Annotated in this window: 18 protein-coding genes, 1 pseudogene and 1 other annotated feature; all 19 genes and pseudogenes read left to right on the top strand. The window is 39.3% G+C overall.

Features of this window, described 5'->3' with window-relative positions:
- Window positions 1–191 precede the first annotated feature (191 nt).
- A complete protein-coding gene (gene rsgA / locus OR571_RS04050) occupies window positions 192–1,247 on the top strand; it encodes a ribosome small subunit-dependent GTPase A (RefSeq protein ID WP_282241566.1) in 1,056 nt (351 codons plus the stop codon).
- Between the two features lie 416 nt (window positions 1,248–1,663).
- Entirely contained in the window at window positions 1,664–2,131 is a 468-nt protein-coding gene (locus OR571_RS04045) for a CtsR family transcriptional regulator (RefSeq protein WP_282241565.1), read from the top strand.
- A gap of 21 nt (window positions 2,132–2,152) precedes the next feature.
- Window positions 2,153–2,698: a UvrB/UvrC motif-containing protein gene (locus tag OR571_RS04040; RefSeq protein WP_282241564.1), complete on the top strand. Its 546-nt coding sequence runs from the start codon at window positions 2,153–2,155 to the stop codon at window positions 2,696–2,698.
- Window positions 2,688–3,787 (top strand): annotated as a pseudogene (gene mcsB / locus OR571_RS04035) (protein-arginine kinase McsB). The gene OR571_RS04040 and the pseudogene mcsB overlap by 11 nt, the downstream one beginning before the upstream one ends.
- Entirely contained in the window at window positions 3,777–6,227 is a 2,451-nt protein-coding gene (locus OR571_RS04030) for an ATP-dependent Clp protease ATP-binding subunit (RefSeq protein ID WP_282241563.1), read from the top strand. The pseudogene mcsB and the gene OR571_RS04030 overlap by 11 nt, the downstream one beginning before the upstream one ends.
- 278 nt (window positions 6,228–6,505) lie before the next feature.
- Complete coding sequence (gene radA, locus OR571_RS04025) at window positions 6,506–7,876, top strand: DNA repair protein RadA (RefSeq protein WP_282241562.1); 1,371 nt, start codon at window positions 6,506–6,508, stop codon at window positions 7,874–7,876.
- 89 nt (window positions 7,877–7,965) lie between these two features.
- Window positions 7,966–9,057 carry a PIN/TRAM domain-containing protein gene (locus tag OR571_RS04020; protein WP_282241561.1) on the top strand — a complete coding sequence of 364 codons (1,092 nt, stop codon included), beginning with the start codon at window positions 7,966–7,968 and terminating at the stop codon, window positions 9,055–9,057.
- Between the two features lie 67 nt (window positions 9,058–9,124).
- A complete protein-coding gene (ispD, locus tag OR571_RS04015; RefSeq protein WP_282241560.1) occupies window positions 9,125–9,817 on the top strand; it encodes a 2-C-methyl-D-erythritol 4-phosphate cytidylyltransferase in 693 nt (230 codons plus the stop codon).
- A 1-nt stretch (window position 9,818) separates the two neighbouring features.
- Window positions 9,819–10,298 (top strand): 2-C-methyl-D-erythritol 2,4-cyclodiphosphate synthase, encoded by a 480-nt coding sequence (ispF, locus tag OR571_RS04010; protein WP_282241559.1) that lies wholly within the window; start codon window positions 9,819–9,821, stop codon window positions 10,296–10,298.
- A gap of 69 nt (window positions 10,299–10,367) precedes the next feature.
- A complete protein-coding gene (gene gltX, locus OR571_RS04005) occupies window positions 10,368–11,831 on the top strand; it encodes a glutamate--tRNA ligase (RefSeq protein ID WP_282241558.1) in 1,464 nt (487 codons plus the stop codon).
- A gap of 58 nt (window positions 11,832–11,889) precedes the next feature.
- Window positions 11,890–12,106, top strand: a binding site (T-box leader).
- Between the two features lie 48 nt (window positions 12,107–12,154).
- On the top strand, window positions 12,155–12,811 hold the full coding sequence (gene cysE / locus OR571_RS04000; protein WP_282241557.1) for a serine O-acetyltransferase: 657 nt from the start codon (window positions 12,155–12,157) through the stop codon (window positions 12,809–12,811).
- Window positions 12,808–14,208: a cysteine--tRNA ligase gene (cysS, locus tag OR571_RS03995; protein WP_282241556.1), complete on the top strand. Its 1,401-nt coding sequence runs from the start codon at window positions 12,808–12,810 to the stop codon at window positions 14,206–14,208. Before cysE ends, cysS begins: the two co-directional genes overlap by 4 nt.
- A 61-nt stretch (window positions 14,209–14,269) precedes the next feature.
- A complete protein-coding gene (locus OR571_RS03990) occupies window positions 14,270–14,632 on the top strand; it encodes a Mini-ribonuclease 3 (protein WP_282241698.1) in 363 nt (120 codons plus the stop codon).
- Window positions 14,633–15,394, top strand: coding sequence for a 23S rRNA (guanosine(2251)-2'-O)-methyltransferase RlmB (gene rlmB / locus OR571_RS03985; protein ID WP_282241555.1), 762 nt, complete (start codon window positions 14,633–14,635; stop codon window positions 15,392–15,394).
- 4 nt (window positions 15,395–15,398) lie between these two features.
- Window positions 15,399–15,908 (top strand): NYN domain-containing protein, encoded by a 510-nt coding sequence (locus OR571_RS03980; RefSeq protein WP_282241554.1) that lies wholly within the window; start codon window positions 15,399–15,401, stop codon window positions 15,906–15,908.
- Window positions 15,909–15,979: 71 nt separating this feature from the next.
- The gene (gene sigH / locus OR571_RS03975) at window positions 15,980–16,624 is read left to right on the top strand and encodes an RNA polymerase sporulation sigma factor SigH (protein ID WP_142538171.1); all 645 of its coding nucleotides are present in this window, start codon (window positions 15,980–15,982) and stop codon (window positions 16,622–16,624) included.
- A 77-nt stretch (window positions 16,625–16,701) separates the two neighbouring features.
- Window positions 16,702–16,851 (top strand): 50S ribosomal protein L33, encoded by a 150-nt coding sequence (gene rpmG / locus OR571_RS03970; RefSeq protein ID WP_142538172.1) that lies wholly within the window; start codon window positions 16,702–16,704, stop codon window positions 16,849–16,851.
- 43 nt (window positions 16,852–16,894) lie between these two features.
- Window positions 16,895–17,077, top strand: coding sequence for a preprotein translocase subunit SecE (gene secE / locus OR571_RS03965; protein WP_142538173.1), 183 nt, complete (start codon window positions 16,895–16,897; stop codon window positions 17,075–17,077).
- Between the two features lie 108 nt (window positions 17,078–17,185).
- Window positions 17,186–17,719, top strand: coding sequence for a transcription termination/antitermination protein NusG (gene nusG / locus OR571_RS03960; RefSeq protein WP_282241553.1), 534 nt, complete (start codon window positions 17,186–17,188; stop codon window positions 17,717–17,719).
- Window positions 17,720–17,843 lie beyond the last annotated feature (124 nt).

Raw genomic sequence — 17,843 nt, 5'->3', positions numbered from 1 at the left:
GCATTATGGCAAATTTAATTTTTAGTACACGAATCAGTAAGATCATGATGTCCCACTCTAGATATATCTAAAAAAGTATAGTTTTTTATACTTTTCTATTTGATATGCTTCTTTTCTAATGACCGGGAAACCATGATTGCTGATTCGTGCAATCATGGTTTTTTATTGTCTAAAATTAGGAGGAAGTAAATTTGAATTTAATCGAACAATATGGTTGGAATGATAAATGGGAAGAAAAAAAGCAAGGTAGTGGTATCGTAGGGCGCGTCCTACTAGAGCATAAACATTTATATCGAGTAATAACAAACGGAGGAGAATGGTTATGTTCTCTTTCTGGAAAGTATAAATTTGATCATGGGCGGGAGGCATTTCCTGCCGTTGGAGATTGGGTTGAACTAGAACAAATGCCAGGAGAGGAAAAAGGGATTATCCATGAGGTGCTTCCTCGTAGCTCACAGTTCTCAAGAAAAGTGGCCGGTTCAACAATTGAAATACAGTTAGTCGCTGTAAATGTCGATTACGTCTTTCTTGTCATGTCTCTTAATAATGACTTTAATGTACGCAGGTTGGAGCGCTACTTGTTAGCAGCATGGGATTCTGGAGCAACACCTGTAGTTGTTTTGACAAAAAAAGATGCATGTGATGACTTGGCATACTATCTAAGTGAAGTAGAATCTGTTGCTTTTGGTGTTGATATATTCACGGTCAGTAGTGTAACTGGAGAAGGAATCAATAGCTTGGCGAACCTTTTGTCAGCAGGTAAAACAGGTGCACTACTAGGATCTTCCGGAGTAGGGAAGTCTTCCTTGATCAATGCATTGTCTGGTGAAGAAGTAATGGCTGTTAATGGTATTCGGGAAGATGATAGCAAAGGCCGGCATACAACGACGCATAGAGAGCTAACCCTATTACCGGGTGGAGGGTTACTAATCGATACCCCGGGGATGCGAGAATTTCAACTTTGGGATACAAGTGAGGGCGTAAGTGCCAGTTTCAAAGACATTGAGGAACTAGCAGAAGGATGTCGTTTCCGAGATTGCAAGCATGAAAAAGAACCAGGTTGTGCAATACAAGAAGCTATATACACTGGGACCATTAAAGAAGAGCGATATAAAAGCTATGTAAAATTAATGAGAGAACTTGCCCACATTGAACGAAAAAATGATGTGGCTGCTCGAAAAGTAGAACGAGATAAGTGGAAACAAATTACGAAAACCCAGAGAAGTAATTACAAAAAGAAAAAATAGATCTTGCAACGAATAAAATAAAATTGCCCGACTACTAATTCATTTGATTAGTAGTTTTTTTATCTTTTAAGAGTTATGAAATAGCTGTTAGGTGGTTGTTTAGGGAAACTGTGCGGTAGCAAGCTCTATTTAGGTGACCACTAGGATTTCCGCTGCAGGGCGGACGCTTTCCGCGGGCATGGCTTCAGCCTCTTCGGAGCTCTCGCTCCTGCGGGGTCTTCAGCTCATACAGTTTCCCTATACTGTACGACAAAGAGCTGTCGAAAAAACAAGACATATTTAAAGGCAATGTATGTTTTTTTATTCAGAAATTCGGGAACACTGATGGAAGAATCGTATCAATTGCACAACCATAATTTTCTCGTTATAATATAGTCAAAGTTAGTCAAAGTCAGTTTGCGAGAAGAGGTGAGAAGGTGAAAAATATATCTGACATTATTGAAGGGTATTTGAAGTCCATTATAGAAGAAGAGAGTAAGGGACAAATTGAAATAAAAAGAAGTGAAATTGCTGAAAAATTTCAGTGTGTCCCATCTCAGATAAATTATGTGATAAATACTCGATTTACCCAAGATCGCGGATACTTAGTGGAAAGTAAACGTGGTGGCGGTGGATATATTCGAATCCTCCGCGTGCGGGCGCATACGAAAGCTGATTTGATTGAGCATATAATAAAAGGACTAGAAAAAGGGGCATCTGAGACGGTAACAGAAGATATTGTATTCCGATTGATCGATGAAGAAGTTCTTTCTAATCGAGAAGCAAAACTTATCTTAGCTGCCCTTAATCGAACGACACTTGCTATTCCACTGCCAGCAAGAGATGAGCTAAGAGCGCGTATACTATGTGCAATGCTACTTACTTTAAAATATGAAAAAAAGTGAAGATGAACGGGGTGTTGAAAAGTGATTTGTGAAAATTGTAAGCAAAGACCTGCAAAAGTAACGGTTACGCAAGTGCATAACGGTGAACACTTTGAAAGACATTATTGTGAGGTCTGTGCAAATAGTCTCCACCCGTTTTATGTGGAATATAAACATGATCCATTATCTCTCCATCAATTATTAACAAATTGGTTCAATCATACAGATCAACAACCAATGCAACAAGTGCAGAAAAAACTTCCATTAGAATGTGAAGCGTGTGGTTGGTCTATTCAACGATTTTTAGATGAAGGGAAATTTGGTTGCGCCTCTTGTTACAATAGTTTTCGCGAACAATTACCTACCGTATTTAAACGTTTACATAACGGAAACGTGACACATGTTGGGAAAGCACCTGGTGCATTCGGCGAAAAATTAGCGGTGAAAAAACGAATTGAAGAAATAAGGTTGCAAATGAAAGAAGCAATTGAAACAGAAAAGTTTGAAGAGGCCGCCTTGCTAAGGGATGAGGTAAGGGAACTAGAAGATAAACTTGCCGCTGGAGGTGAAGAAACGCATGTCGATTGAACGTTTTTTAGATAACTCGATTTCTAGTTGGATGGCAGGAGATGGAGAACATTCCGATATTGTCATGAGTACAAGAATTCGACTAGCAAGAAACTTAAACGGATATCGATTTCCTCTTGCATTTACGGAAGATGAAGCGCATAAAATTGACCAATCCGTTTCGGCTACGTTATTAGATGCGAATGAGGATCTACAGATGAACTTCTCCTCCATTCAAATAAAGGATTTGTCTGAATTGAGTCGTCAAGTCCTTGTAGAAAAGCATTTAATCAGTCCTAAGCTAGCAAATTCGCCGATGACGGGTTCAGCCCTTATATCTGATGATGAGCTGTTAGCGTAATGGTCAATGAGGAAGACCACATTCGTATTCAATGCTTATTTCCAGGTCTTCAAATTCAAGAAGCATACAAGCAAGCAGACACGATTGATCGAGTTTTAGAAAAAGAGCTATCTTATGCGTTTGATGAGCAATTCGGTTATTTAACAAGCTGTCCCACTAATACAGGTACTGGTTTACGTGCATCCGTTATGATGCATTTACCAGCATTAACGATAACTAAACAAATGAACCGAATCGTAACAATTATCTCTAGATTAGGAATGGTTGTAAGGGGTATTTACGGGGAAGGCAGTGAAGCGCTCGGAAATGTATACCAAGTATCCAATCAAACAACTCTTGGTAAAACGGAGGAAGACATAATTGCCGATCTTCAAAGCATTGCCGAACAAATTATTCAAAAAGAAAGAGAAGCAAGAAATGCACTTTTAAAGCATTCAGCCAATACACTAGAGGATCGGTTATATCGTTCTTTAGGAACCTTATCGTACGCACGTATTATGACCACGGAAGAGGCGGCGAAGTGTCTGTCCGATGTGCGTTTAGGGATAGATATGGGACTTATTGAAGATGTAGATGAGACTATCTTGAATGAATGTATGGTCTTTATGCAACCAGGATTTTTACAACAATATGCCGGAACGACTTTAAATACTTCTGAACGAGATTTGTTTCGAGCAAAGTTGCTAAGGGAAAGGTTGCAAAAGGGAGAAAAAACGAAAACAAAAGGAGAGAACTCATATGATGTTTAATCGATTCACACAAAGGTCGCAAAAAGTTTTACAATTAGCGCAAGAAGAAGCAATTCGCTTAAAGCACGAATCTATCGGCACAGAACATATATTGCTTGGTTTAATCCGTGAAGGCAGCGGTATAGCTGCAAAAGCATTAGAAGCGATTGAAGTAGATACAAAAGTGATTGAAGTGGGAATTGAAGAGCTAGTTGGAACTGGAGCAGAAGAAGTTGGTCCAATCGTCAACTACACACCACGTGCGAAAAAAGTAATTGAGCTTTCCGTAGACGAGTCTCGCAAACTGGGACACTCCTATATAGGTACAGAGCATTTATTGTTAGCATTGATCCGAGAGGGAGAAGGAGTGGCGGCAAGAGTTTTAAATAATGCAGGTGTTAGTCTAAACAAAGCTCGCCAACAAGTTCTTCAATTACTAGGTAGTAATGATCAATCTCATGGTAATGCGAATAATAGTGCTGCTCCGGCAAGTACTCCTACGCTCGATGGATTAGCACGTGATTTAACTCAAATTGCTAGAGAAGGCACACTAGATCCGGTAGTGGGGCGTAGTAAAGAAATTACACGTGTTATTGAGATCCTAGCGCGCCGAACAAAAAATAACCCTGTTTTGATAGGGGAACCTGGTGTTGGTAAAACAGCAATCGCAGAAGGTCTTGCTCAGCAAATTATCCAAAATGAAGTCCCGGAAATCTTGCGAGATAAGCGAGTAATGACACTTGATATGGGAACAGTGGTTGCTGGAACTAAATATCGCGGTGAATTTGAGGATCGCTTGAAAAAAGTAATGGATGAAATTCGCCAGGCTGGAAATGTTATTCTATTCATAGATGAGCTTCATACATTAATTGGGGCAGGTGGAGCAGAAGGTGCAATAGATGCATCGAACATTTTAAAACCAGCACTTGCACGCGGTGAAATTCAATGTATTGGTGCGACAACATTAGATGAATATCGAAAATACATTGAAAAAGATGCTGCGTTAGAGCGTCGTTTCCAGCCAATCCAAGTGGATGAACCATCAGTCGCTGAAGCGATTCAAATTATATACGGCTTACGTGATCGTTATGAAGCGCATCACCGTGTGAAAATTACAGACGAAGCGGTAGAAGCGGCAGTTAAAATGTCAGATCGTTATATCTCTGATCGTTTCTTACCAGATAAAGCAATCGATTTAATCGATGAAGCAGGCTCAAAAGTAAGATTACGTTCTTACACAACACCTCCTAATTTAAAAGAATTAGAGGCAAAGCTTGAAGCAATTCGTTCAGAGAAAAACGCTGCTGTTCAAAGTCAAGAATTTGAAAAAGCTGCATCTTTCCGCGACAAAGAACAAAAGCTTAAAGATGAGCTAGAAAAAATGAAGAATGACTGGAAAGAAAAACAAGGAAAAGAAGAGTCAGAAGTAACAGTAGAAGATATCGCGGCAGTTGTTTCTATGTGGACGGGAGTACCTGTTTCTAAGCTAGCGCAAACTGAATCTGAAAAGTTATTAAAGCTAGAAGAGAAGCTGCATGAACGAGTAATCGGTCAAGCGGAAGCTGTAGATGCGATTTCTCGAGCAATTCGCCGAGCTCGTGCAGGTTTAAAAGATCCTAAACGACCAATTGGTTCCTTTATTTTCCTCGGTCCTACTGGTGTAGGTAAAACAGAACTTGCTCGTGCACTTGCAGAAGTAATGTTTGGCGATGAAGATGCTATGATCCGAGTTGATATGTCTGAGTATATGGAAAAACACTCAACTTCACGTCTGGTAGGTTCACCTCCAGGGTATGTTGGATTTGATGATGGTGGACAGTTAACGGAAAAAGTACGTCGTAAACCTTATTCTGTAATCTTGTTAGATGAAATAGAGAAAGCACATCCAGATGTGTTTAATATTCTCTTGCAAGTTTTAGAAGATGGTCGACTAACTGATTCTAAAGGACGTACAGTAGATTTCCGCAACACAGTTGTCATTATGACATCTAACGTAGGAGCGGATGCACTTAAATACAATAAACATGTTGGATTTAACCTACAAGAAGCTGGGAAAACGGATTATAAAGACATGAAGGGCAAAATGCTAGAAGAATTGAAAAAAGCATTCCGTCCTGAATTCTTAAACCGTTTAGATGAAATGATTGTCTTCCACTCACTAGAAAAAGAACATTTAAAACAAATTGTTTCACTAATGACGGAACAATTAGCTAAACGCTTAAAAGAACAAGGAATAGAACTCGAGCTTACAGAAGCAGCTCAAGAGAAAATTACAACAGAAGGATTCGATCCGGCCTACGGTGCACGTCCATTGCGTAGAGCACTACAAAAACACGTGGAAGACCGACTCTCTGAAGAGTTATTAAAAGGGGAAGTATTAGCAGGGCAACATGTCGTGTTTGATGTAGAGAATGATGAATTTGTTGTACGTACAAAAGCGGCGGTAGCAGCAGAAAAATAATATTGCGGGCATTCCAACCCTAAGGACGGAATGCCCTTTTTTACTCATTATTAATCTAGCATCAGCGCCTTTTCCCTTAGGGTCAGATAAGGAAAACTGCTCCTATGAAAACTCGTCGCAAACAAAATCGCTTGCGGTGGGGGGCTACCTATTAGGGCTGCCAGATATGGGAGGTGTTTGCTTTGCCACGAGACTTGGCGTATTTTGCAGACCTATCACGTCCTCATCTACCTTTCGGAGTCAAAATAGGCGCTTGTGCTTTTTACATAGGAGGTACCATGGCGAAGAAAAAAACGAAATTTATGTGCAATGCTTGCGGTTATGAGGCTGCTAAATGGATGGGAAGATGTCCAGGATGCGGTGAATGGAATACGATGGTGGAAGAAGTGGAAATCGTATCGAAAGGTCCTAAACGGACTTTTCAGCATTCTACAGGCGTAGCGCAAAAAGCAACACCGATTATTGCAGTGGAAACTGTGGAGGAGCCTCGAGTAGCAACCGACTTTGGTGAGTTAAATCGTGTGCTTGGCGGAGGCATAGTACCTGGTTCGCTTGTGCTAATAGGTGGAGATCCGGGTATTGGGAAATCGACACTTCTTTTGCAAGTTTCTGCCTTACTTGCGAATAAAGGAGAGCGTGTTTTATATATATCAGGTGAAGAATCTATCCGCCAAACAAAACTTCGTGCAGAACGTCTTGGGGTTACCTCAGCAGAACTATATATTTATTCGGAAACGAATTTAGAATTGATCAACGAAACAATCGATAGTGTAGAACCAAAATTTGTAATCGTGGATTCTATTCAGACGGTTCACCATCCGGAAGTAACAAGTGCTCCAGGAAGTGTGTCTCAAGTACGCGAATGTACAGCAGAACTAATGCGTATAGCCAAGACAAAAAACGTCGCTATCTTTTTAGTTGGACACGTAACGAAAGAAGGACAAATTGCAGGACCTCGTATACTTGAACATATGGTAGATACCGTATTATATTTTGAAGGAGAACGCCATCATACGTATAGAATTTTAAGATCACAAAAAAATCGCTTCGGTTCTACCAATGAAATAGCAATTTTCGAAATGGTGCAGCAAGGATTAAAAGAAGTGTTAAACCCATCTGAATTATTCCTGCAAGAACGTTCTCATGGGGCAGCAGGTTCAGCGATTGTTGCTTCGATGGAAGGGACAAGGCCGATTTTAGTGGAAATACAAGCGCTTGTAACACAATCTAGTTTTAACTATCCGAAACGAATGGCAACTGGAATTGATCAAAATCGTGTGTCATTACTCATGGCGGTGTTAGAAAAACGTATGGGATTACTGCTTCAAACACAAGATGCATATATAAAAGTTGCGGGTGGAGTAAAACTAGACGAACCTGCGATCGATTTAGCCGTCCTAGTAAGTATCGTATCCAGTTTTCGGGATACAGGTGTAACTCCTACCGATTGTTTTATAGGAGAAGTTGGGTTAACAGGAGAAGTCCGAAGAGTCTCTAGAATTGAACAACGTGTGCAGGAAGCGGCAAAGTTAGGGTTCAACAGAGCGATAGTTCCGGCGTCTAATATAGGTGGATGGGATTACCCAAAAGGAATTCAAGTTATAGGTATAGAATCTGTAAATGAAGCAATGAAAGAAGCATTTTCTTAAGTTGAAGTATTAAAAACCTACTTCTTGTGGTCTTAATAGACGTAATAAGACCACAAGAAGTATAATTAATAATTAATGGAGGTGGCATTTTGTTGAAATGGATTATACAAATCGCATTTGTTTTAATCGGTGGTACATTGGGTTTAATATTATTACCGCATTTATACGAGTTCATTAATTTATCCAACAACCCTTGGATCCACAATCCTTACGTATCTATTTTAATTGGAGCAGTTTTACTGTACATTGCAGCCTTGTTTTTAACGGATTACTTAATAAATTTTATTAAGTGGATGGAAGAACGTCTGTTGAGGGCACCGATTGGAGATTTACTATTTGGTACACTTGGTTTAGTTATCGGATTGATTGTCGCATTTTTACTTGGATCGGCTATTAATAATATTGCCTTTCTGGGCATTGACTCTATTGTACCGGTATTATTATCAATCGTACTTGGATACTTAGGTTTCCAGGTAGGGTTTAAAAAACGAGATGAATTAATTCATGTTTTTACTTCTACTAAGCAACAAACTAGCAAAAAGAAAGCTGCAGATGAAGAAGGTGCACAAGGTTTAGGTCTGGGAACATATAAGTTGCTAGATACGAGTGTGATCATCGACGGACGTATTACGGATATATCAGAAACAGGGTTTATCGAGGGAGTATTGGTAGTTCCACAGTTCGTGCTAACAGAGCTGCAACATATAGCTGATTCTTCTGACACGCTTAAAAGAACAAGAGGACGCCGTGGATTAGATGTGTTGAAAAAACTACAAACCGAACGTGCTTCTGCAGTCTTAATAGTAGAGGAAGACTTTGAAGATATACAAGAAGTAGATTTAAAGCTAGTCCGTCTAGCTAAAAAGATGAATGGAATCGTTGTAACAAATGATTTTAACTTGAACAAAGTATGTGATCTACATCAAGTACGTGTTTTGAATATTAATGACTTAGCAAATGCAGTGAAGCCAGTCGTTATTCCTGGGGAAATAATGCATGTAGTTGTCATTAAAGATGGAAAAGAACATAATCAAGGTGTTGCTTACTTAGATGATGGAACGATGATTGTTGTGGAAGGTGGAAAAGCATATATCGGTCAGGCGATAAATGTGGAAGTGACAAGTGTATTGCAAACCTCTGCAGGTCGGATGATTTTTGCGAAACCACAAGAATCTAAATAAGGGGAGGGGTTGTTTCCTATTTTATTAGGGAAAGCCCTTTTTCTATGTAATGTAGGAGGGTGTGCTATTGTTGTATACGGTATTGTTACCTGCTGCTGGAAGTGGTAAAAGGATGGGAGCAGGCCAAAATAAACTTTTTTTAGAATTAAGAAAGATTCCAATTTTAATACATACTTTACGCGCTTTTGAACAAGATCCGAAGTGTCATCAAATTGTATTGGCAGTGAAAAAAGAAGAACAAGCTTTTATCGAAGAGCTGCTAGTAAAACATCGGATTTCGAAGGTTGCCGCTATTACCGAAGGAGGAGCAGAACGGCAACATAGTGTATATGCTTGCTTAAAGGCTTCGCCGTCTAAGGGTATTGTGCTCGTACATGATGCTGCAAGACCGTTTATAAGACAAGAGGTTATCTATCGATTAGTACAAGCTGCAGAAGAATTTGGAGCGGCGGTAGCGGCGGTTCGTGCAAAGGACACGATGAAAAAAGTAGAAAATGGTATAATCCAGGAAACAGTCGATCGAGAAAGCCTCTGGATTATTCAAACACCGCAAGCATTCCGGTATGATGTACTGGAAAAAGCAGAAAGAGTAGCAGAAAAAGAAGGTTTTTTAGGTACAGACGAAGCAATGCTTGTAGAGCGACAAGGTGAGCAGGTCCATATTATAGAAAGTACCTATGATAATCTGAAGATGACAACACAAGAAGATCTTCTTTTTGGAGAAGTAATTTTAACTAAACGAGAACAGGAGGAACAATAGAATGATGCGAATTGGTCAAGGATTTGATGTGCATGAGTTTGCGGATAATCGCCCGTTAATAATAGGAGGGGTAACGATTCCTTACGAAAGAGGTCTTATCGGGCATTCTGATGCAGACGTGCTGCTTCACACAGTTACAGACGCAGCCCTTGGAGCAATTGGAGAGGGAGATATAGGAAGACATTTCCCAGACACTGATCCTGATTTTAAAGATGCAGATTCAGCAAAACTTTTAGAGCATATTTGGAAGTTAGTAGATGAAAGAGGATATAAACTAGGGAATATCGATTGTACGATCATCGCCCAAAAACCAAAAATGGCACCACATATAGAAACGATTCGCGCACGTGTCGCAGAACTTCTACAGGCAGACGTTAGTCAGGTAAATGTGAAAGCAACAACAACTGAAAAATTAGGTTTTACAGGACGTGAAGAAGGAATTGCTTCCATGGCAACTATATTGCTTCTAAAGAAAGACTAACTTTTAAAAACAGGTTAGCAGTGGTAAAATAAAAAAAGTTTAGATGCACGAAAACTAGGAGGAAAATCAATGACACAAGAAGTTCGCGTACGCTACGCGCCAAGTCCAACAGGGAACTTACATATTGGAGGAGCACGTACGGCATTATTTAACTATTTATATGCACGCCATCATAACGGAAAATTTATCGTTCGTATAGAGGACACGGATATCGAACGTAATATCGAAGGTGGCGAATTATCACAACTGGATAACTTAAAATGGTTAGGTATCGACTATGATGAGTCTGTTGATATCGGAGGACCTTATGCACCTTATCGTCAAATGGAACGACTAGATGTTTATACAAAACATGCAGAAGAAATGGTAGAAAAAGGCCATGCTTATAAATGCTTCTGTACATCAGAAGAATTAGAAGCTGACCGTGAAGTACAAAAAGCAAATGGGGTAGCTGCTCCTATGTATAATGGTAAATGCCGTCATTTATCAGCTGAAGAAGTACAAGCAAAAGAAGCAGAAGGTTTTCCTTATACTATTCGCATGCGCGTTCCGGAAAATGTGACTTATACATTTGAAGATTTAGTACGTGGATCCGTTACATTCGAATCAAAAGATGTTGGTGATTGGGTTCTTGTGAAAGCAAATGGCATCCCAACTTATAACTACGCAGTTGTGTTAGATGATCATTTCATGAAAATCTCCCATGTATTTCGCGGAGAAGAGCATTTATCCAATACACCTAAACAATTGATGGTATTCGATGTGTTCGGATGGGAATATCCGAAGTACGGCCATATGACATTGATCATTAATGAAAGCCGTAAAAAACTATCTAAACGTGACGAATCCATTATTCAATTCGTTGCTCAATATAAAGACCTTGGCTACTTACCAGAAGCAATGTTCAACTTCTTTGCATTACTAGGTTGGTCTCCAGAAGGAGAAGAAGAAATTTTCTCTAAGGATGAGCTCATTAAAATATTTGATGTAAACCGCTTATCTAAATCACCATCTATGTTTGATAAGCAAAAACTAACATGGATGAACAATCAATACATTAAACAGTTGTCATTAGAAAAAGTAATCGAACTTGCACTACCACATTTACAAAAAGCGGATCTTCTTCCGGCTGAATTATCAGAAGGTCAACGTGTCTGGGCAAATAATTTAATCGCACTTTACCAAGACCAAATGAGTTACGGTGCAGAGATTGTAGAATTATCTTCTTTGTTCTTTAACGATGAACTTGCATATAATGAAGAAGCGACAGAAGTATTAGCGGGAGAACAAGTTCCAGAAGTAATGGCTGCATTTAAAGTACAATTAGAAAGCCTAGAAACTTTTGAAGCAGCAGAGATTAAAGCTGCGATTAAAGCTGTACAAAAGGAAACAGGACATAAAGGGAAAAACTTATTTATGCCAATTCGTGTCGTAACGACTGGTCAAACACATGGCCCTGAATTAGCAGATGCCATTAGCTTAATAGGAAAAGAAAAAGTAATCGAACGCGTTGCTAAGTACGCAAAACAATAAGATTGACTTTCCGCTCCTAAGGTGTGAAAATGAGTGTACAAATACGAGAACGAAGAAATAGAAAGCGAAGAAGAGGAGAAGTAAGTAACACATGTTCTTTAGAGAGGACCATCACCGGCTGAAAGTGGTCTGAACGAGTGGGTTACCGAAATGCACCTCAGAGCGCCACGCCGAACATGTCTAGTAGGCTGGACGTATCATCTGCGTTAAAGATGTCGAGTGGGAAAAGAGATATTTTTCCAATCAGAGTGGAACCGCGCTTTTGCGTCTCTGTCTAATATTAGGCAGAGGCGTTTTTGTGCAAAAAAGGAGGAGGTACCAAAATGTTGGAACGTATCAAAGAAGACATAGCTGTTGTTTTTGAACAAGATCCTGCAGCGACAAGCAAGTTAGAAGTAATATTAACATACGCAGGTTTACATGCCGTTTGGAGTCATCGAATTGCGCATGCTTTATACAAAAAACAGTTTTTTTTCCTTGCACGAGCAATCTCTCAAATAAGTCGCTTTTTCACTGGTATCGAAATTCATCCAGGAGCTACCATTGGTAGACGTTTTTTTATAGATCATGGTTCAGGAGTTGTAATTGGAGAAACTTGTGAAATCGGAAATGACTGTACGATTTATCAAGGTGTCACTCTTGGTGGAACGGGAAAAGAAAAAGGAAAGAGACACCCAACTCTTGCAGATAATGTACTCGTTGCAACGGGAGCGAAAGTATTAGGATCTATTACTATTGGGGAAAATAGTAAAGTGGGTGCAGGTTCCGTTGTTCTGAAAGACGTACCAATGAACTCAACGGTTGTTGGAATACCGGGAGTTGTCGTTATTCAAGACGGAGTAAAACTAAAACGGGACTTAGATCATCAAGACTTGCCGGATCCAATTGCTGATCGTTGCAAAAGGATGGAAGAAGAAATTGCGGCACTTCAAGAGGAAATTAGACGACTGGCAAAGGAAAGGGAGAAACAAATATTATGACAATCCAAATTTTTAATACTTTAAAGCGTGAGAAAGAACCATTTGTGCCAATGGAAGAAGGAAAAGTAAAAATGTATGTTTGTGGTCCAACAGTCTACAACTACATTCATATTGGAAATGCACGCCCCGTTATTGTGTACGATACGGTAAGAAAATATCTGCAATATCGTGGATACGATGTGACGTTTGTATCGAACTTTACAGATGTCGACGACAAAATTATTAAAGCAGCAAATGAGCTAGGAGAAGACGTATCAGAGTTAACTGCTCGTTTTATTAAAGCATATTTTGCTGATGTGGAAGCGCTTGGCTGCAGTAGAGCAGATTCACACCCTCGCGTTACGGATCATATGGATGAAATTATAGATTTTATTCGAGTATTAGAAGAAAAAGGCTACGCTTACGAATCTCAAGGAGATGTATACTACCGTACGAGAAAGTTTGACGGCTATGGTAAGCTATCCCATCAATCAGTAGATGATTTGAAGGTTGGAGCACGTATTGAAACTGGAGAAAAGAAAGAAGATGCTTTAGATTTTGCTCTATGGAAAGCAGCGAAACCAGGTGAGATTTTCTGGGAAAGTCCTTGGGGGCAAGGGCGTCCTGGCTGGCATATCGAATGTTCTGTAATGGCACGAGAAATACTAGGGGATACGATTGATATTCACGCGGGTGGTCAAGATTTAACCTTCCCTCACCATGAAAATGAAATTGCGCAGTCGGAAGCTAGAACAGGTAAAACATTTGCGCGATATTGGATGCATAATGGGTATATTAATATTGACAATGAAAAAATGTCTAAATCACTTGGCAACTTTGTCCTAGTGAATGACATTCGTCAGCAAATTGACCCGCAAGTACTACGTCTATTTATGTTAAGCGTCCATTACCGCCATCCGATCAACTATTCAGTCGAGCTAGTAGAGCAAGCAGAAGCTGGTCTTGATCGTATTCGTACCGCATATGCAAACGTATTGCATCGATTGAATGCAACCGCTGACTTAGGGGATCAACATGATATTTGGCTGCATAAAATCGCAGAAGTACAAACACAATTTGAAACCGCGATGGATGATGATTTTAATACTGCAAATGGCATTGCGGCAATCTTTGAATTATCCAAGCTTGCTAATACGTATTTGCTAGAAAAACAAACAGCAGAAAAAGTGTTGAAACAGTTTATAGCCGTATTCGATAAATTAACGGCAGTATTAGGTTTAACATTGCAAAAAGAAAATGAAGTGCTCGATGAGGAAATTGATGCGTTAATTGAAGAGCGTAACCAAGCGAGAAAAGATCGTAATTTCGCAAGAGCGGATGAAATAAGAGATCAATTAAAAGAGATGAATATTATTTTGGAAGATACTGCGCAAGGTATCCGATGGAAACGAGGATAAACTTGTGGAAAACTTTAAATTATCCGATGTGAAACAACTAAATGCTTTAGCGTTAGCGTATATGGGAGATGCTGTATTCGAACAAGTAGTTCGAAAGCATCTCATCTTTTCCGGTCGCGTTAAGCCCAATACTTTGCATAAAGAGGCGACAATGTATGTATCCGCCAAAGCACAAGCGACAATTGTACGAGAGATGTTAAATACCGGGTTTCTAACAGAAGAGGAGGAAGCTGTACTTCGAAGGGGCCGTAATGCGAAGTCTGGTACAGTTCCGAAAAATACAGATGTCCAAACATATCACTATAGTACTGCGTTTGAAGCAGTTGTGGGAAGTCTATACTTAAGTGAACAAGAAGTACGTCTACAAGAGGTATTACAATTTTCAATTGACTTTATAGATAAACAGAAAGGGGAGAAAAAGTAAATGGCAGAACAAACAGAGCAAACGGGAGAAATTATTGCCGGTAAAAATCCAGTGGTGGAAGCACTGCGCTCAGGTAGAGATATGAATAAGGTATGGCTCGCAGAAGGAATCCAAAAAAGTGGAGTTTCTGAAATCATGCAATTAGCAAAAGAGGCAGGAATCATTGTTCAATTTGTTCCCAAAAAGAAATTAGACGGTTTGACAGATGCGAACCACCAAGGAATTGTTGCATCCGTTGCCGCCTATCGCTATGCAGAATTAGACGATCTATTTGCTTTAGCAGCAAGAAAGCAGGAGGATCCACTTTTTGTTATTTTAGATGAAATTGAGGATCCGCATAATCTTGGTTCAATTATGCGAACGGCTGATGCAGTAGGTGCTCATGGCATTATCATTCCGAAAAGACGTGCTGTTGGACTGACGGCAGTTGTTGCAAAAGCATCTACCGGGGCAATTGAGCATATCCCGGTATACCGAGCTGGCAATTTGTCTCAAACGGTAGACGAGTTAAAAGAACGTGGTGTGTGGATTGCTGGAACAGATGCTCAAAAGTCAACAGATTATCGTAATATGGATGCAACACTTCCCCTTGCCCTGATCATCGGTAGTGAAGGTAAAGGGATGAGTCGTTTGTTGAAGGAAAAATGTGATTTTCTTTATCATTTGCCAATGGTCGGTCATGTAACTAGTTTGAATGCGTCAGTAGCTGCGTCAATACTTTTATACGAAGTATTGCGCGTCCGAAATCCGCTTCAAGGATAATAGCATGCAAATTCTACTTGTCGATGGTTATAACATCATCGGCGCATGGAGCGAGTTAAGGAAGTTAAAAAATGATAAATTACTAGACGCTAGAGACAGATTGATCGAGCTAATGGCAGAATATAAGGCATTTACAGGTATTCGAGTGATTGTTGTTTTTGATGCGCATCTAGTGCCAGGTATTGAACACAAAAAGAAAGAATACGATGTGGAAATCATCTATACGCGGAAAAACGAAACAGCAGATGAGCGAATCGAAAAACTTACTTTAGAACTAAGCAGCAGAAGGGTGCAAATTTATGTAGCAACTTCTGATATGACAGAACAAAGGGTAATATTTGGACAAGGAGCGCTAAGAAAATCAGCAAGGGAATTTGAAATTGAAATGCTAGCTATTTCTTCGAAAATTACGAAAAAAATGAAGCATATACAAGAAAATAAGCCCACTTCTACTATACCCTTAACAGAGGAAGTTGCAGAAATTTTTGAAAAATGGCGAAGAGGAATGAAATGATTCATTGACGCTATAAAATTTCATCCTGTATACTTGTGGTAACTATTAGTAATTTAGCTGAGGTGACTTCATTGGAAAAGACAGAACAGAATCTACAGCAATTGGATAGTTTACTAGATGAGGAACTTGTAGAGCTGGTTCATCAAGGAAACACTGAAGCGCTAGATTTCTTAATAACGAAGTATCGTTCGTTTGTTCGAATGAAAGGAAGGTCCTATTTTTTAATAGGTGCCGATAAAGAGGATATTCTCCAAGAAGGAATGATTGGATTATATAAAGCAATACGAGATTTCAAGGAAGAGAAACTTGCTTCTTTTCGGGCGTTTGCAGAGTTATGTATTACGAGACAAATTATAACTGCGATTAAAACAGCTACCCGTCAAAAGCATATCCCGCTAAATTCTTATGTCTCTTTGGACAAGCCTATTTACGATGAAGAATCAGATCGTACGCTAATGGATATGATTGCTGGCTCTGTCGTAGATGATCCAGAAGAGTTAATTATTAATCGAGAAGATTATGATTACATGGAAGGAAAAATGGCTGAAATCTTAAGTGAGTTAGAGCAACAAGTACTCGCGTTATATTTGGATGGACAATCTTATCAAGAAATTTCGGAAGAGCTAAATCGTCATGTGAAGTCAATTGACAATGCATTACAGCGTGTTAAAAGAAAACTAGAACGCTATATGGAGATTGACAGTAATTATGTATAAATGCTAATGTTTGGTTGACACTGTTTCTGTAAAATGATAATCTTGAAAAAGAATTATACGCGTAAAAAGGTGATAAATTGACAAAGAAAATTGTCTTAAGTTGTGTGCAATGTGGACACCGGAATTATACAGTTCCTGCGTCGAAAGAGAGTGCATCTATACGTACAGAAAGAAAAAAACACTGTGCGCATTGTAACGCACATACACTTCATAAACAAACGCTGTAAGTTTGAAAGTAAGATAGATTTTCCATGTGGAGGTTTAGCTAGAATGGCTAATGTAGGTGGATTTTTTAAAAATGTAATGTCTGAAATGAGAAAAGTAAGTTGGCCAAAACGCAAAGAACTAACTCGCTATACAATAATTGTTCTTGCTACGGTTGTATTAATGACTGTGTTTTTTGCTATAGTAGACTTAGGGATCTCAGAATTATTCCGCTGGTATTTAGGATGATAACAAGTAGCATGTAAATATTTTTTGAAATAGCCCGTCTTAGAAAACGAACGGGTTTTTTCATTTGTCTAAAGAAAAGGAGGGAAAGGACGTTAGGTCCTGACATGTATGGAGAAAAATTGGTATGTAGTTCATACTTATTCTGGGTATGAAAATAAAGTAAAAGCGAATTTAGAAAAACGTGTAGAAACGATGGGGATGTCAGATAAAATTTTTCGCGTGTATATCCCTGAGCAAGAAGAGATCGATTTTAAAGATGGCAAAAAACGCGCCGTTTTAAGAAAAACTTTCCCGGGTTATGTCTTTGTAGAACTAATTATGACTGATGATGCTTGGTATGTAGTTCGAAATACGCCAGGAGTAACAGGGTTTCTTGGTTCTTCAGGTGGAGGTACAAAACCAACTCCATTAGCGCCGGAAGAAGTGCAATCTATGCTGAAACAAATGGGTACAGATGATCGCAAGGTAGAAGTTGATTTCACAATAGGAGAATTGGTAGAGGTTTTAGAAGGACCGTTTGCTCACTTCCAAGGTAAAGTGGAAACAATCGATTTAGAAAAAGCTAAAGTAACGGTTTCCGTAGATATGTTCGGACGAGAAACAAACATGGAATTAGATTTTGATCAGGTGATTAAAATATAATTATGTATAGATACTTGCAGAAGTAACAAAAAAATGGTATCATTTCAAAGGTCAGACTGAAAATACGTCTGCATTAATTTTCTAATGTTATCAGCGCAGAGCTGAGAGACAGATATTTGAGTGG

The sequence above is a fragment of the Psychrobacillus sp. NEAU-3TGS genome, from assembly GCF_029955155.1.
In the GTDB taxonomy this organism is placed as follows: Bacteria; Bacillota; Bacilli; order Bacillales_A; family Planococcaceae; genus Psychrobacillus.
Note: the sequence above shows the minus strand (reverse complement) of the source record. Positions and strands in the feature narration are given on the sequence as shown.